Genomic DNA, 14,974 nt, shown 5'->3' on the forward strand with positions numbered 1-14,974 from the left:
CCCCCTTTTTCCTTTTTTTCTTTTCATTTTTCCTTTTTTTCCCCCCCCCCCCCCCCCCCCCGCAATTTAGCTAAATTTCCTGTTTTACTGCTGCTGTTCCTCATGCTCTGTACCGCGCTTCCGGCGGAAGAACTCCCTGAGGGGCCCGCTCTCTTTGCCGGGGACAAGCGGTTCTGGTCCGTGGGGGCCTTGCTGGGTACCTCGTTTACCGCACCCTGGGTCATCGGCACCATTCAGGGAACCGCCTCCTTCCTCCCCTATACCATCCTGGAACTGGGTATTGATGTGGGCGCGGTCCACGGCGAACGGGGCCAGGCAAAGACGGGCTATGATATTTCCCTCTACCCCTTTATCCATATCAACGGCTACCTCCCCCGAAAGGTCCGGGACCGCCGCCTGGGCTGGTACGCCGGCATGGGCGGGGGACTTATGGCGGCTTTTCATACCGACGGCGGTAAAAACCGGACCTATCTGGTTCCTGCCATGGACGCCACCACGGGGCTCCACATCGGCCGGGACTGGCTTTACGTTACGATAGCCTATACCCTGCGCACGGACTTTGACCAGGTGAACCACAAAGTGTCCCTGGGTTATAGCCACCGCATTGAAACCAAGTTAAAAGATGCTGAAGAAAAAGGAGTATTACCATGAAAAAATTAGTATGGGCAGTCATAGCCGTAATCCTCGTGCTGGCCGGCTGTTCCCAGCCCCTGGAAGGAATCGGTTCCGACTCCGGCAGGGACACCACCGGCCTTCCCGCCACCGGGATTACGTCCTTCTCCGTCGCGGGGATTAAGGGCGAGATCGCGGGGACCACCATCTATGTCCGGGACGTCCCCCTCTACACGGTGGAGCAGACCCTGACGGATCTGCGGAACGCGGCGCCCATCATCGGGTATAAGGGGGGGACCCTTACCCCGGCGCCGGATACGGCCCGGGACTTCTCCACGCCGAAGATCTACACCATGCTGATGGAGAACGGCGCCCAGGTGGACTATACGGTGGTGGTTACGGCGCGGCCCCTGAGGAGCGCCGCGGAGATCGAAGCCTACCTCCCCATAGCGGCCAAGGTTTATGCCGGAACCGATAAGGAACCCATTCCCGTACCGGTAGGCCTGGCGTTGTCTGCCCAGGCCTGGCGGGAGATCCTTATTGCGATACAAAACGGGGGCAAGTATGTTGCCCTGGACCTCTCGGCCTGTACGGCGAGTACGGACATAGCGGGCGGGGGCCTCTACGGCGACCGCACCTTTGACCCCGGGCCGGACCATACCGGTGAAAACAGGGTCGTGTCCCTGGTCCTGCCCGGCGAGGCGGAAAGAATCGTGGGGGGCGCGGTGTTCGCCTCGGCTTTTAAGCGCTACACGGTTCTGGGCAGCGTTTTCGGCGCGGGCATAAGGGACGTGGACCGTTACGCTTTCAGCGGCTGTGATGCCCTGACCATGGTAAGCCTCCCCGCAGCAGCAAATATCGGCGCTGACGTCTTCAGCGGCTGCGACGCCCTGACCACGGTAAGCCTCCCCAAGGCGGCAAGCATCGGTGAAGCGGCCTTCTACGACTGCGTCGCGCTGACCACGGTAAGCTTCCCCGTGGCAACCAGCATCGGCAATGAGGCCTTTAGCGGTTGTACCGGCCTGACCACGGCAAGCCTCCCCGATGCAGCAAGTATCGGTAATGACGCTTTCTCCGGCTGCGCCGCCCTCGAGGTGCTGGACCTCTTTGCGGCGACCAGTATCGGCACTTCCGCCTTCAGCGGCTGCACCGGCCTGAAAACGATAAGCCTCCCTGCGGCAACCAGCATCGGCAGTTCCGCCTTCAGCGACTGCATCGCCCTGAAAACGGTAAGCCTCCCCGCGGCGAGAACCATCGGCAGTTCCGCCTTCTCCGACTGCGACGCCCTGAAAACGATAAGCCTCCCATCGGCAACAACCATTGGCACTTCCGCCTTTCGCAACGGCGCCCTGATCTCGGTAGACCTCCCCGCGGCGAGAACTATCGGCACTAACGCCTTCGCCGAGTGCGACGCCTTGACCACGATAAGCCTCCTCGCGGCGACAACCATCGGCAGTTCCGCCTTCGCTAACTGCGACGTCCTGATCTCGGTAGACCTCCCTGCGGCGAGAACCATCAACGATGGCGCCTTCTCCTTCTGCAATGCCCTGACCACGATATACCTCCCCGTGGCAACAACTATCGGCCGTGATGCTTTCGCCTACTCTGATGCCCTGTTATCGGTGGACCTCCCCGCGGCGAAAACCATCGGCTATGCCGCCTTCTACGACTGCAATGCCCTGAAATCGGTAAACCTCCCCTCGGCAACAAGTTTCGCTGGGGGCGTCTTCGGCTATACCGGCACGGAGACCCTCACCGTTACCCTGGGCGCGTCGCCGCCCGCGCTTGCGGTAAATATTTTCATCGGCGTTGGCTCTCCCAAAACCGTAACCGTCAAGGTGCCCAATACTTCGGCCTACGGTACGTCCCTTGCGGTGAGCAGTACCGACAGTACCGTCTGCTGGGGCAACGGTTTCCGGGGCAGGGGCTGGGACGGTAGCAGCTTTGCTAATGGGGGGGTGTCGGTTAATGTTAACAGCAACATCAATTTGACGATAGCCACCGCGCCGTAAGCATTGGTTACCGCGGCCTCTGTGCCGGGCAACCCGCGAAGAGGCGCCCCCGGAGTTTCGGCTTTGCCGAAACTCTTGGTAGACGGTAACGTCTAAACGTTTAGATAATGGGGGTAGAAAGTTTTACGGCAAAGGCATAAGGCAGACCGTTATGTGCTATTGGTTGGAACAAATTGGCCGTGTATAAAAAATCATACAAAACAACTCTTGATAAATATTCACACATAGGGTATACTATATGCTGAAGCAAAAACATATATGGCAGATATGATTTTAGATGACGGATGATTTTGATGCCCCATTAGATGATTTTATGGAGTATATGCAATAGATTTTTTATTCGAAGCCGGGTCGAATACCCAAGAACCCGCCTTTCGGCGGGGGAGCTTCAGGGCGAATTCTTGAACCCGCAAAAAATGGCGGGGTTGAGACCCGGCAGTACAATAAATTTCCTTGCGAACGACGATACCCCCCTTCAGGGCGGGGAGAGTCATTAATTTTCTATTACATTTGTATTGTTTAATATATTTATCCAATCTCTATGTCCATAAAGAAATCGGATTATGTTTATTTGCTTTTCCTCAACTATATAAAATAACATATATCTTTTTACCATTGTAAATCTAAATCCCATTGATGCCAAATAATCATTTGGTACTACAGGATAAATAAAGGGTGTATCTTTTGTGATTTTGTAAGTCCGTTTAATTTCTTCTTTTAATCTTTCTGCCGCAACCGGGGCTTGTAACGTATGTTTTATATACTTTATAGACTGTTGTACATCATCTTTAAAGTTTTTTGTGAAAAACAATTTATACATTTCTACATTAAATCCAATTCTTTATCCATTTCTTCTTCCGTTAATATATTTCCATTCTTTAGATCGTTTATACCATCCTCCAATAAATTATATAATTTTCTTTTTCCAATTAAATCCTCATATGTCTCTATGCTCATTACGGCAAGATCTCCTTCCCCGTTTTTTGTGATAAATACGGGTTCTCTATATTTATGGCAAAATTCAGAAATTTCACTATATGCATTCCTTAAATCCGCGCTTTTCCTTATAGCTGGCATATAATCCTCCAATGATTTCTATAACATTATATTATCAAAAGAATGATATTTTTTCAAGGTTTATTCCATTCATGCTTAATTTCCTTTTTCGCCTTATGCGCCTTTGTGGTGAATTTCTTAATTCTGCACGGGTATGGCTGTTTAGTGTTTACCGGCTGCTAATCCTTCGGCGAGTAATTTTTCTATATCCCCATCCTGTATCCGGGGGGTAAGCTCTACCGCATGGCCGGTACGGAGAAAGAAGAGCCAGGAACGGATCGGTTTCTCGAATATATCCCCCGCCGCCCGGGCATAAACCGTCAGTTGTCCCCGGTGGCGCTCCGGGTCCTCGGTCCGGTCGGTTTTAAAATCCACCACATGGATGGTTCCTTCCCATGCAAAGAGCAGATCGATTTGACCGGTGATGGTGAAGGTCCTTCCCTTCAGGGTTGAAAAAGTCATGAGGGGGAATTCCGTTTCCCGGTATGTTGCCTGTAAGCTCTGTTGACCCAGATCGGAAGCGAAAAAACGGTCCTCCATATCCCGGGCTGCGGCCGCGATCAGGGTTGCATTTTTTTCATCCAATCCGGCAAGGAGCCGGAGCCGGGGCTTCCGCCCGGTAAACCGGGCCTCCACAAAATCGTGGACCAGGGTACCAAAATCGTTCGGGTCCAGGTTTGCCCGTTTGAGGAGCCGGCTGAGTTCATCCTCATCCTCCCCGGCCTGATCCGCCGCCGGGTAGTGGAGGCTGCTTGCGGGGATCAGGGAGCGGATCAAAGCCGGCTCGGCGATAAGCTCTGCCTGAGCATAAAAGGCCGCGGCGGCTTTTGCCGCTTCCTCCAGGGAAAAGGACGATTCCTTATGGGGCGTGGTCTTGCCGGAGATCCGGCTTAGTGTTCTCAGTTCCTCCCGGGATACCACGGGGATGGCCTGAATTGAAAAAGGCGGTGCGCCGGAGGAGACCAGGACCGGGAGGAGCAGGTCAAAAAAACTGGCGATAGTCCTCTCTTCTTTTGCATAAAGCTGGATCAGCCGGTCCCTTATGGCTTCCGGGGTATATTCCCCCGCTTCCGGGTCAAAACCCTCCTGTTCTTTTACGGTCCGCTCCGGAAGGGAGGCGGTTAAAAAGAGGGCGCATTCTGCCCGGGTCATGGCCACATAGAGGAGCCGCCGCAGTTCGGCGATGTTTTTTGCCGCTTCCTCCTCCTTTTGGCGGTTAAAAAAATAATTACCGCTGTCCCCGGGCAGTTCTTCCGCCTGGGGCAGGTTCAGGGTGATGCCGAATTTTTCATTAAAATACAGGGGACGCGGGTTGGTATTATGGGCCCCCCTGCCGTTGCAATAATAAACAAAAACCACGGGAAATTCCAGGCCCTTACTTTTATGGATCGACATGAGCCGCACCCCGGTCACCCCTTCCACCGGAACATCCAGGTCGTCGAGTCTTTCCTCCCCCTCCATCAGGCCCTCCAGGTAATCGACAAAATCCACCAGGGTCTCCCCCTGTAGTTCGGTGAGCCGGGCCAGTTCGAAGAGCAGATCAAACAATTCTCCGTAGATCTGGGAAGATGCCGACCAGGTGGTTTCATACCGATACCCCTCTTCGTACCAAAGCGTGGTCAACAAACCGGTAAGGGAGCGGGTCCGGGCCGCCTCGGTCAGGGCCTGGTACCGGGCACGGGCCTGGCGATAACGGGCCAATTCCTCCGGGGGGACCTGGCTGTCCAGGGCTTCGTCAAAGGGAGGCCCTTCCTGCAACATGCACACCGACAGGGTGAGATCGCTCAGGCGCATAAAGGGCGAGCGGATCAGGGCCGCATAGGAGATCCGGTCCTCGGGGTACACCAGGAGCCGCAGCAGGTGATAGAGGTCGTTGATGGGGGCGTCGGTAAAAAGCCCCGCGGGTTTGTCCGCGGTAAAGGGAATGTTGAAGGCCTTAAATTGTTTTTCCAGAAAGATCTGATGGGTATAGGAACGCTGGAGTACCGCAAAATCACCATACGCGCAGGGCCGCTTTTTTACGGTTCCCTGGTCCCGCTCCTCAATAAGGTAGGCCGAATCAACCATCTCCCGAATCCGGGCGGCGATGAAAGCCGCTTCCAGATCCGGGGCGGAAAGCCTCCCGGGATCATTTTCGGGCATTTGGTCCTTATCAAGAAAGCAGAAATAAACCGGCGGATTCCGCCATGCTTCGGGAGCCACGGTCCGGGATGGGGAGGGATGGATCCGGTGGTAGGACGCCTCAAAATCCGGAAGCTCCCCGTCCGCGGGGAGAAATACCCCGGGAAATGCGGGGTCATCCGGGGCATCTTCAGGGGGGGTAGGCGCGAGGCCGCCGAAAATAAAATTAAAGGCCCCTATCAGGATGGGGTTGGACCGGTAGTTGTGGATCAGGTTCAGGCTGCTTTTGCCCCTGGAAGCGCCGGAGAGGATCCGGGCAAGACTGCGGAACACCGAAACATCCGCGCCCCGAAAACGGTAAATCGACTGTTTCTCGTCCCCCACAAAAAAAAGTTTATCCGGACAAAGCTCCTCCGGTCCGGGGATCCCCGGCTCCATACGGTTTGGGTTTTCGGCAAGTAAAAAAATCAAATCCCGCTGCAAACGGTTATTATCCTGAAACTCATCGATCATGATCGCCCGGAACATATCCTTGTATATCTTTCTGATATCGGGATACCGGGCAAGGGCATCCACCGCGAGGTGGGCAATGTCCTGGAAACTCAGCAGCCCCGCCTCCCGCTTCTGCCGGTTGAACTGCCCCTGAAACTCCTCCACCAGGGGGAACACCCCGGCGATGAGCCCGCTTTGGAGGGCCATATTGGCGATGGACTCAAGTTCCCCGTAGAGGCGGTTCCTGAACTCGTTGAGATATTCTTTGAGGAGGACAAATTCCTCCCCCGTACTCCCCTGGTGGCCTTGGGATTTTAACGTAAAAAGGTAGGCAAAATACCGGCTTATGGTTTGCCCCAGGACCTCCCCGGCCTGGTCCGGATCGCCGGCTTCGCCGGAAGCCGGCAAAAAACCGTTTTTTTTCAGCAGCCCCCGTATGTCCGGGGTTTGGGGGAGGGGTTCGGCCAGGGCCCCGGTAATTCTAAGATAAAAGCCGTTACTTTTTTTGTTGATCCCCGCCAGCTCCCGCCGGATATGGGCGATCAGATCCGTCACTTCCCCGGTTTTTTTATCCCATTGCCGCAGCAGCTCCTCACCCTGGGCCAGTTTAAAGGAATCAAAATCCAGGGGATTACTGATGGGACTGTATTTGACCACCACCCCGGCAAAAAGTTCCTCCGCCAGGATCCGGATCTTCCGGTCGGCCATTAAAAGCTGCAGGGCCTCCTGGTCCCGGTGATTCAGCACAAAGGGGAGGGCGGCGTCCCGGGCAAGTTTCTGTACCCCTCCGTCATTGATGACAAAATCCGCGGTGATGCCGTAACGGCGGGCCGCGGTACGGGCAATCCGGGTGCAAAAAGAGTCCAGGGTGGAGATGTGGGCCTTGTAAAAATCCTGGATGCCCCGGCAGGCCTCGGGGTTATCCTGGTGTTCCGCGAGCAGGCCGTAGATACGGCTGTACATGGTGTTTACCGCTTTATTGGTAAAGGTGAGGGTAAGAATCTCCTCTACCCGGTATTTCCGTTCCATCACCAGCCAGGCATACCGGGCGGCCAGCACCTTGGTCTTGCCCGAACCCGCTCCGGCGGCAACCACCACATTGGTCTCCGCCGCCGCCGCTTCCCGCTGTTCCCGGTCAAGTTCCGCAAGGATCTGGTTATCAGCCATGGTTTTTCTCCCGGTCATTCAACGAAAAGGTGGTGCGGCAAACCGCCTTATAATCACAACCCAGACATTTCTGAAGCTCCGGTTTTCCCGGAGAAAAATTCAGGGAATTCACGGCGGCGGAAAATTGTTTCACATAGTCGTTAAAGGCGTCCAGGGTTTCCTGATAGGCCTCCCGGGTATGCCCCCGTTTTTTGCCCGGTGACCCGATAACCGCCGCCACCTCCCGCTGATTGATACTCACAAAAAAGGCCCCTTGTACGGCGCGGTTGGTTTTTTCCTCGTATAGGCTGGTATACATGGGCATTTGAAAATCCGCCAGGGGGGAATCTTCGGTATGGGTACTTTCCTTTTTTGTGGGGGTGTCGCCGGTTTTATAATCAATAATCACGGGATCCCCCTCCGGGGAGAGGGAAACCCGGTCAAGCCGTCCGTTAAAGAAGAGGTTCCCCGCAGCCAATTCCAGGGAATATTCCAGCTCCGCCACGGCATATCCGGCAAAATAGCGCGCCTCCACTTCCAGGAGCCGCCCCAGCCGTTTGGCTATGGCCGCAGACTGGGACACCAGGAGGGGTACCGCCAAAGGCCCCTGAAAAGCGGGATAGTTATGGGCCGCCTCATCGGTGTATTGGCGGATCCAGTCCCGGTAGGTTTCTATATGCTCGACCATAAACACCCGGTCTTCTTCACGGATCCGGGCAAAGAGGTTTTTCAGGATCTCATGGTACAATAAACCCAGGGAAGCGTCGTCCAGGAGTTTTGCCTCCGGGGAAAAACCCTCGACCGCCAGGATCTTTCCATAGAGCCAATAGACCGGGCAATAAAAGAATTGGTTTAGATCCGTGGCGGAAACCTTGAGGTAGTCCCCCAAATCGTGTTTTTTTTGTACCGCCCCGATCCGCTCTTGGAGCATCCCGGTGTAGGTCTCCCCCGGGGGGAATGGCCGGTGGAGGATGTCGAAGCCTGCGGTTCCCTGCGGGTCGAGCAGGGCCCGCCATTGGTCAAAGCCCGCTTTTTGCAGGGGAAAAAGCCGGCGGGGAAATTGCGGGGAGGGCGAATCCGGCGCATATCCGTTTCCGGCCCACCAGTCCCGTTCCTGGATAAAGGGATCCTCCCCGGCGGGCGGTGCGGCGCCGGTGCTGCCGGAAAAATAGCTATGGGGTATGGCCCAGCCTGAAAAGGTCCGTTCCGAAGCGCTGAACCGGGTTATGGGCGTAAAGGTTCCCCGGGGTTCAAGCTGATAGAGCCGAAAAAAAGCCGGGGAGGCGTCCACCTCGCCTATGCCCAGCTTATCCCGTTTGTCCCGGCGCAGAAACGTAAGGGGTTCATACAGCACGGTGGCGGCGTTTTGGGTCACGTTAAGGACCAGATGAGCAGAAAAGGGGGCGGCCGCGGCGACCCGGTAGGGGAAAATATTCACCCCCGAATCGGGCCGCAGGGGAACATACTGTTTTTCCTGCAATGTGTCGAGGTAAAAACCAAAGGGTGACGGCGGCATCATGCCGGGATAGTCCTCTTCAAGCCGGATCAAGGCCGAAAGTTCCTCGATGCAGCGGGCCAATACGGCGTCCCCCTCGTCGGTACAATTATCCCGGGAGAGGAAGCCCGGAAACACCGACTCAGGATGGGCCGCCTCGGGATAGGCCGCGCGGATCCGTTCCGGGCCGGGGGATTTTTCCCAGACCCGTCCCCGGAAGGCAAAGTACCGGTTTCTGATATCCCGAAAGCTCCGGGATGCCGTCAGGGAGCTCAGGTGGGTTTTCAGCCGTTCATAATAATCCCGCAGCCGCTCCTCCCGCCGGGAACGCCGGAACGCCTCAACCCAAATATCCACCGGCCGGCCGTGATCAAAAAAACCCGAAACACAGTTGTTTTTTATCCCGAATTCAATTAATTCATCGTTACGCTCCGGATCCTCCCAGGGCAGGTGTTCGTTGAGGAGCAGGGCCTTGAGGGCGGAGAATGAAAAGTTATTTACCACGCAGGTATTGATCAGCGAAAAAAGTTTCCCCGTGCCATAGTCCCCCAGGGGCTTTCCCGCCCGCCGGCGGAAGGGGATGTGGTAGAGGGATAGTTCCCGTAACAGATAGGGTTCCACGTCCTGCAGCCCCACAACGCTCAGCGCCATATCATCATAGGGGATGCCCCCATCTTCGTGGAGCCGGCGGAGTTCCAGGACCGCGCCGCGGATCTCCGCCCGCTGGGAATCATAGAAGTACAGGGAAGGGCGCGTCTCCGGATCGGCCAGACGGACCAGATGAATGGTGGGTTCCCCCTGAAGCAGATCCGCATATTCGGAAAAATCTTCGATGGCTTCGGGAAAAAAAATGTAGTATACCGAAGTCTTATCCTGCAGGGGCGGCTTTTCCCAGGATGGTTCAAAAAACCCATAGTGATTGAGGAAACCGGCGTATTCTTTTTCCAGGACAACGAAATCCCGATCCTCATCATCGGGAACCACCGGGGGAGCCTTTTCCTGCCGGCTTTTTAACAGGGCCAGGGAGGGGAGGATCCCCGCAATCTCTTTGGCAAAGATATTCCCCTGTTCGGCGAATTCCCGGGGAATCAGGGAACTAAACGGGAGGGCGCCGGGTTTGGGCACGGAAGCGGCGTTGAATTCCCGGGCGGCTTCGGCGTTTTTTCCGACCAGCTGGTGGGTAAAGAGTTTTCTTATCACCTGGGAAACCGGTTCTTGATCCCGCTCCTCGGCCCGGACCGCCGTTTCCTTGAACCGGTCCCAGGCGAGAAAGCGGTTTACCGCCACGGAACGTTCCCCGGTAAAGGCGTTTATTTTCCGCGCCCAGGTCAACGCAGCGATCTCCGAGGGAAACACAAAGCAGCTGTTCCGGTTTTTTATTTCCCGGAAAATAATTTCCAAAACTTGATTCATCCAAACCCCAATCGAATCATTCTATAATAAATTCAGATCCGCTGGCAAGGGAGAATTTCCCCAAAGCAGCAATGCTCAGTTTCAACAAAAGACAGAAAAAACCACGAACGTCACGAACCATCACGAACAAAATATAGAATTCAGATATTAATTCTAGGATATTGAAGTGAAAGTTCGTGTTTTTCGTGTGGTTCGTGTTTTTTTTACATTTATTTGCTATTAGCGGAATAATTCATTATGATAAAAACAAGGAGGGAAAAGAGAGAATTACCGGAGGAAAAGGTGGATAAAAAAGATCCCCGTTATGAAAATTATCTAAACATAGTACAAGAAGAATTAATTCCCGCCATGGGCTGCACCGAACCGGTTTCCATTGCCCTTGCGGCGGCCTGGGCCCGCAAGACCCTGGGGTGTTGTCCTGAACGGGTTTTAATAGAAGTCAGCGGAAACATAATAAAAAACGTTAAAAGCGTGGTGGTGCCGAATACCGGCGGACTTAAAGGGATAAAAGCCGCGGCCGCAGTGGGTATTGTGGCGGGAAAGGCCGATAAAAAACTTGAGGTAATTGCCGGTATTGCAGATGCGCAAAAGAAAGCGGCAAAGGCGTTCCTTGAGAAAACGCCCATGGACGTGAAGGTGGCAAAAACCGGCAAGATCTTCGACATCAACATCACGGTTTTTGCGGGATCTTCTTCTGCCAGGGTCCGGATCACCGATTCCCATACCAATATTTCGCTCATTGAAAAAGACGGCAAGCCCGTCTTTGAGCAAAACAGTTCACAGGAACCTGAGGAAACAGACCGGAGCCTGTTGACCATTGCGGGGGCTTTGGATTTTGCGGAAAGCGTTGCCCTGGAGGATGTGCGATCCACGATAGAGCGCCAAATTGCGTATAATTCCGCAATTTCCGCGGAGGGGCTTAAGAACGATTACGGAGCAAATATCGGCAAGGTACTGATAAAAAACTACGGCAGCGGCATTCAGATCCGCGCTAAAGCGGCGGCCGCGGCAGGGTCCGATGCCCGTATGAGCGGCTGTGAAATGCCGGTCATCATTGTGTCGGGAAGCGGGAACCAGGGTATGGCTACCTCCCTGCCGGTGATTGAGTATGCCAAGGAACTTGGGGTGGGGCACGAGAAGCTGATCCGGGCGCTGGTCCTGGCAAACCTCATTACCATTCACCTAAAGACCGGTATCGGAAGGCTTTCCGCCTACTGCGGGGTGGTAAGCGCCGGTGCGGCGGCAGGCGCGGGCATTGCCTATTTGGATGGCGGCGGCCTGGAAGAAATTTCCCATACCATTGTTAACGCCCTGGCTATCGTGTCGGGGATCGTCTGTGACGGCGCTAAAGCATCCTGCGCGGCAAAAATTGCGGCGTCGGTGGAGGCCGGTATCATGGGGTACACCATGTTTAAAAACGGTCAGCAGTTCTACGGGGGCGACGGCATTATTGCCCACGGCCTTGAAGAAACCATCCGGAATATCAGTTATCTTGGCAAGGAGGGCATGCGTAAAACAGATGAAGAGATCATCCAACTGATGTTGGAAGCATAGATTTGTTTGACAACCCGGTTGGTTGTCTCACCCTCTTGCAATTTCCCGCCTTATGGCGGCGAAGCTGCGAAATTTAATGCGAAATTTAAAAGGAGTAAAAAAATGAAAAAGTTGTTTCAAAGTCTGCCGTTTCGCCTGATCCTTGCGTTGGCGATAGGCATAGTGCTGGGGCTTGCCGCCAATGAAGTGGTGATGCAGATCGTGATGACCGTACAAAGGATTCTGAGTCAAGTCATCATGTTTGCCATTCCTTTGGTTATTCTTGGCTTTATAACGCCGTCAATAACCAAGCTGGGAAACAGCGCATCCAAAATTCTGGGGGTTGCCCTGGTGATTGCCTATGTTTCCACCATCTGCGCCGCTTTCATATCCATGCTTGCCGGATATAACATTATCCCGCATCTCAATATTGTGTCCAATGTTGCAGAAAACCGTGAATTGCCCAAGGTTATCTTTGAGCTTATGATACCCCAGATCATGCCGGTAATGAGTGCGTTAGTGCTGGCGCTTTTTATCGGACTGGCGGCGGTTTGGACAAAAGCAAAATTCACCATAGCCCTTCTGGATGAATTTCAGAAAATCGTTGTAGCGGTGGTAACGATGGTTATCATTCCCCTGCTGCCCTTTTTTATCGGCTGTACCTTCTGCGGACTCGCATACGAAGGCACCATTACCCGGCAGCTTCCGGTATTCCTCATGGTCATTCTTATCGTCATGGTTGGTCATTACCTTTGGCTTACCGTCTTGTATACCGTCGCCGGTATCTATTCGGGCAGGAATTCCCTTAAGGTTTTAAAGTGCTACGGTCCGGCTTATTTAACCGCGGTCGGTACCATGTCTTCCGCCGCAACCCTGCCCGTGGCATTGAGCTGTGCGAATAAAGCCGCCGACGAAGGCACCCTCCGCAGGGATATGGCGGCCTTCGGCATACCCTTGTTTGCCAATATTCACCTCTGCGGCTCGGTACTTACCGAAACCTTTTTTGTCATGGTGGTATCCAAAATCCTCTACGGCGTGTTCCCGGTCCCCGGTACCATGATCCTGTTCTGCCTGCTGTTGGGTATCTTCGCCATTGCGGCGCCCGGGGTCCCGGGCGGCACGGTGATGGCGTCCCTGGGCTTAATCATCAGCGTCCTCGGCTTTGACGCGAACGGCACCGCCCTGATGCTTACCATTTTCGCCTTGCAAGACAGTTTTGGTACCGCCTGTAATGTAACCGGCGACGGCGCCCTCACCTTGATACTGACCGGTTTTGCGGAAAAACACCATTTACAGGAACAAAACCTGGCAGTGGAACTGTGAAGAATGTTTAACTGCAAAGAATTTTAACCACAAAGGAAGAATAGGATTAACCACGAACGACACGAACATCACGAACTTTTGCTTCGATATTTCGGAATTTATACCTGAATTCTCTTCTTTGTTCGTGGAAAAGGAGGAAAGAACTATCGGTGAAAACGCCAATTTGTCTTTGTTTCTGTTCGTGTGGTTCGTGAGGTTTGTGGTTAAAATCTCTCCTTGGGCCCCTTGCTTGACTGTTGACCGAGTTTCCCCTAACCGTTAGGCTTACCCCATGGACAGTATTGGATTACTGAGCGCCGGGGAGGCCCGGTCCTGGGGTGTCGTTTACCAATGGGGCTTGGAATTGGTACGGACCATCCAAACCATAGAAAACCCGGCGCTGACGGCGCTTATCAAGGCTATCACCCTCTTGGGATCCGAGGTATTTTATGTCCCGGCGGTCCTCCTGGTGTATTGGTGTATCGATGAAAAAAAAGGGTGCCGTTGGACCCTGCTGCTGCTCTTTTCGTCCTGGACAAACAGCGCTTTAAAGGTCCTGTTGAAACAGCCCCGGCCCTATTTTCTGGACCCTTCGGTGGGGATAGGCGCCGCTTCCGGCTACGGCCTTCCCTCGGGCCACGCCCAGTTGTCCCTGGTGTTTTGGGCCGCCGCGCTTCCCGGCGCCCTGGGAAAGCGGCGGGCATGGCTCATCGCCGGCAGTATTACCCTGATTATCGGGTTTACCCGGCTGTACCTGGGCCTTCACTTCCCCACGGACCTCCTGGGGGGATGGCTCCTCGCCCTGGTCATCCTGGGGGCGTGGTATGTTCTTTTGCCCCCCCTGGAGCGGCTCCCGGCCGCCGGGGGAATGCGGATCTTGATGATCGGGGCCGCGGCGCTGGCCTTCGGCATGAACGCCCTGTACCCCGGGGATCGGCGTTTTGGGGCGCTTTTCCTGGGCTTTAGCGCCGGCTACCTCCTGATGCGCAGCTATTTTCCCTTTTCAGCCTCCGCGGAGGTCCGGGGGAAATTTTCGGGGACCATACTAGGGGTAAAATCCGGCCTGGTCTTCCGGGGGATCCGGTTTGTCCTGGGGATGGCCGGAACCGCCGTGCTATACCAGGGGCTCAAGTTCCTGCTGGGGGAAGATTCCCTCCTGCTGGGCAGGGATTCCCTTTTTGGTCCGGGGCATTACGAGCTGGGCCGTTTCCTCCGCTACGGCCTCCTGGGCCTCTGGGCCGCTGCCGGCGCCCCCTGGCTTTTCCTCCGCCTTGGCTTGGCTGTTCCCCGGGAAAAATGAAGAAGGGAAGAATGAAGAAGGGAGGAGTTAGGAGAGAGGAGTTAAGAGAGAGGCGGGGGGGGTGAGACTCTTCTCTTTTTTGCCTTCATGGTAAATTTCTTAATTAGGTTTTGGGCATTTGGAAGCGTCCCAAATGGGGGTAAAAAGGGTGAGGGAGCATTTTTTACGTTTTTTTGAATTTTTTTTCAGAAAAACAAGATTTCTTGACAAAAGTGTGATATAATATTAGTGTACATTTTTAGTAAGAAAATCATAGCGGCCCGGCACATTGTCAAGCCGCAATATATAGCGGGGCTCTAGAAAGAGGGACCCCGGGGTAGCGCAAGCCTAGCCAAGACAACGCTGCCACCGGGGTTGCACTTACACACTAATAATTATAGCCTAATCCGGTAATAATTACAATGCGTAAGTCCTCTTTTTAAGCTCCGGTGTCGTATGACGCCGGAGACGCCTGGAATTTCATTTCGGGCGATATATTCTAAGGAGGACTCT

General features: G+C 54.4%; 9 protein-coding genes. 5 read left to right on the forward strand and 4 right to left on the reverse strand.

Annotation, left to right across the window (positions count from 1 at the left end):
• Both LQZ21_RS08775 and LQZ21_RS08780 read left to right on the forward strand, forming a co-directional pair.
• A partial coding sequence (locus tag LQZ21_RS08775; RefSeq protein ID WP_411043917.1) for a hypothetical protein occupies nt 1-651 on the forward strand: 651 nt, incomplete at its 5' end.
• Nucleotides 648-2,624 (forward strand): leucine-rich repeat domain-containing protein, encoded by a 1,977-nt coding sequence (locus tag LQZ21_RS08780; protein WP_411043919.1) that lies wholly within the window; start codon nt 648-650, stop codon nt 2,622-2,624. The genes LQZ21_RS08775 and LQZ21_RS08780, both read left to right, overlap by 4 nt.
• A gap of 493 nt (nt 2,625-3,117) precedes the next feature.
• On the opposite strand, the gene LQZ21_RS08785 is transcribed toward LQZ21_RS08780, so the two are convergent.
• The 4 genes from LQZ21_RS08785 to LQZ21_RS08800 all read right to left on the reverse strand — a co-directional run bounded on the left by LQZ21_RS08785 (nt 3,118) and on the right by LQZ21_RS08800 (nt 10,347).
• Nucleotides 3,118-3,444 carry a type II toxin-antitoxin system RelE/ParE family toxin gene (locus LQZ21_RS08785; protein WP_411043921.1) on the reverse strand — a complete coding sequence of 109 codons (327 nt, stop codon included), beginning with the start codon at nt 3,442-3,444 and terminating at the stop codon, nt 3,118-3,120.
• A 2-nt stretch (nt 3,445-3,446) separates the two neighbouring features.
• The gene (locus LQZ21_RS08790; RefSeq protein ID WP_411043922.1) at nt 3,447-3,701 is read right to left on the reverse strand and encodes a type II toxin-antitoxin system prevent-host-death family antitoxin; all 255 of its coding nucleotides are present in this window, start codon (nt 3,699-3,701) and stop codon (nt 3,447-3,449) included.
• 141 nt (nt 3,702-3,842) lie between these two features.
• Nucleotides 3,843-7,460, reverse strand: a complete 3,618-nt coding sequence (locus tag LQZ21_RS08795) for a UvrD-helicase domain-containing protein (protein WP_411043923.1) — start codon at nt 7,458-7,460, stop codon at nt 3,843-3,845.
• Nucleotides 7,453-10,347, reverse strand: a complete 2,895-nt coding sequence (locus LQZ21_RS08800) for a PD-(D/E)XK nuclease family protein (RefSeq protein WP_411043925.1) — start codon at nt 10,345-10,347, stop codon at nt 7,453-7,455. Before LQZ21_RS08800 ends, LQZ21_RS08795 begins: the two co-directional genes overlap by 8 nt.
• A gap of 282 nt (nt 10,348-10,629) precedes the next feature.
• Between LQZ21_RS08800 and LQZ21_RS08805 the strand changes: the two genes are divergently transcribed.
• From LQZ21_RS08805 to LQZ21_RS08815, 3 genes are all read left to right on the forward strand, one after another.
• On the forward strand, nt 10,630-11,901 hold the full coding sequence (locus tag LQZ21_RS08805) for an L-cysteine desulfidase family protein (RefSeq protein WP_411043927.1): 1,272 nt from the start codon (nt 10,630-10,632) through the stop codon (nt 11,899-11,901).
• Between the two features lie 102 nt (nt 11,902-12,003).
• The gene (locus tag LQZ21_RS08810) at nt 12,004-13,203 is read left to right on the forward strand and encodes a dicarboxylate/amino acid:cation symporter (protein ID WP_411043928.1); all 1,200 of its coding nucleotides are present in this window, start codon (nt 12,004-12,006) and stop codon (nt 13,201-13,203) included.
• Between the two features lie 271 nt (nt 13,204-13,474).
• Entirely contained in the window at nt 13,475-14,482 is a 1,008-nt protein-coding gene (locus tag LQZ21_RS08815) for a phosphatase PAP2 family protein (RefSeq protein WP_411043930.1), read from the forward strand.
• Nucleotides 14,483-14,974: the final 492 nt, after the last annotated feature.

Origin of the sequence: Treponema sp. TIM-1, from assembly GCF_046533115.1 — a bacterium.
In the GTDB taxonomy this organism is placed as follows: domain Bacteria; phylum Spirochaetota; class Spirochaetia; order Treponematales; family Breznakiellaceae; genus JAIRMO01.

Bases quoted from the DNA above. Each gene is read 5' to 3' on its own strand.
- LQZ21_RS08780 (WP_411043919.1), top strand. From the start codon at position 648: ATGAAAAAATTAGTATGGGCAGTCATAGCCGTAATCCTCGTGCTGGCC.
- LQZ21_RS08785 (WP_411043921.1), bottom strand. From the start codon at position 3,444: ATGTATAAATTGTTTTTCACAAAAAACTTTAAAGATGATGTACAACAG.
- LQZ21_RS08790 (WP_411043922.1), bottom strand. From the start codon at position 3,701: ATGCCAGCTATAAGGAAAAGCGCGGATTTAAGGAATGCATATAGTGAA.
- LQZ21_RS08795 (WP_411043923.1), bottom strand. From the start codon at position 7,460: ATGGCTGATAACCAGATCCTTGCGGAACTTGACCGGGAACAGCGGGAA.
- LQZ21_RS08800 (WP_411043925.1), bottom strand. From the start codon at position 10,347: ATGAATCAAGTTTTGGAAATTATTTTCCGGGAAATAAAAAACCGGAAC.
- LQZ21_RS08810 (WP_411043928.1), top strand. From the start codon at position 12,004: ATGAAAAAGTTGTTTCAAAGTCTGCCGTTTCGCCTGATCCTTGCGTTG.
- LQZ21_RS08815 (WP_411043930.1), top strand. From the start codon at position 13,475: ATGGACAGTATTGGATTACTGAGCGCCGGGGAGGCCCGGTCCTGGGGT.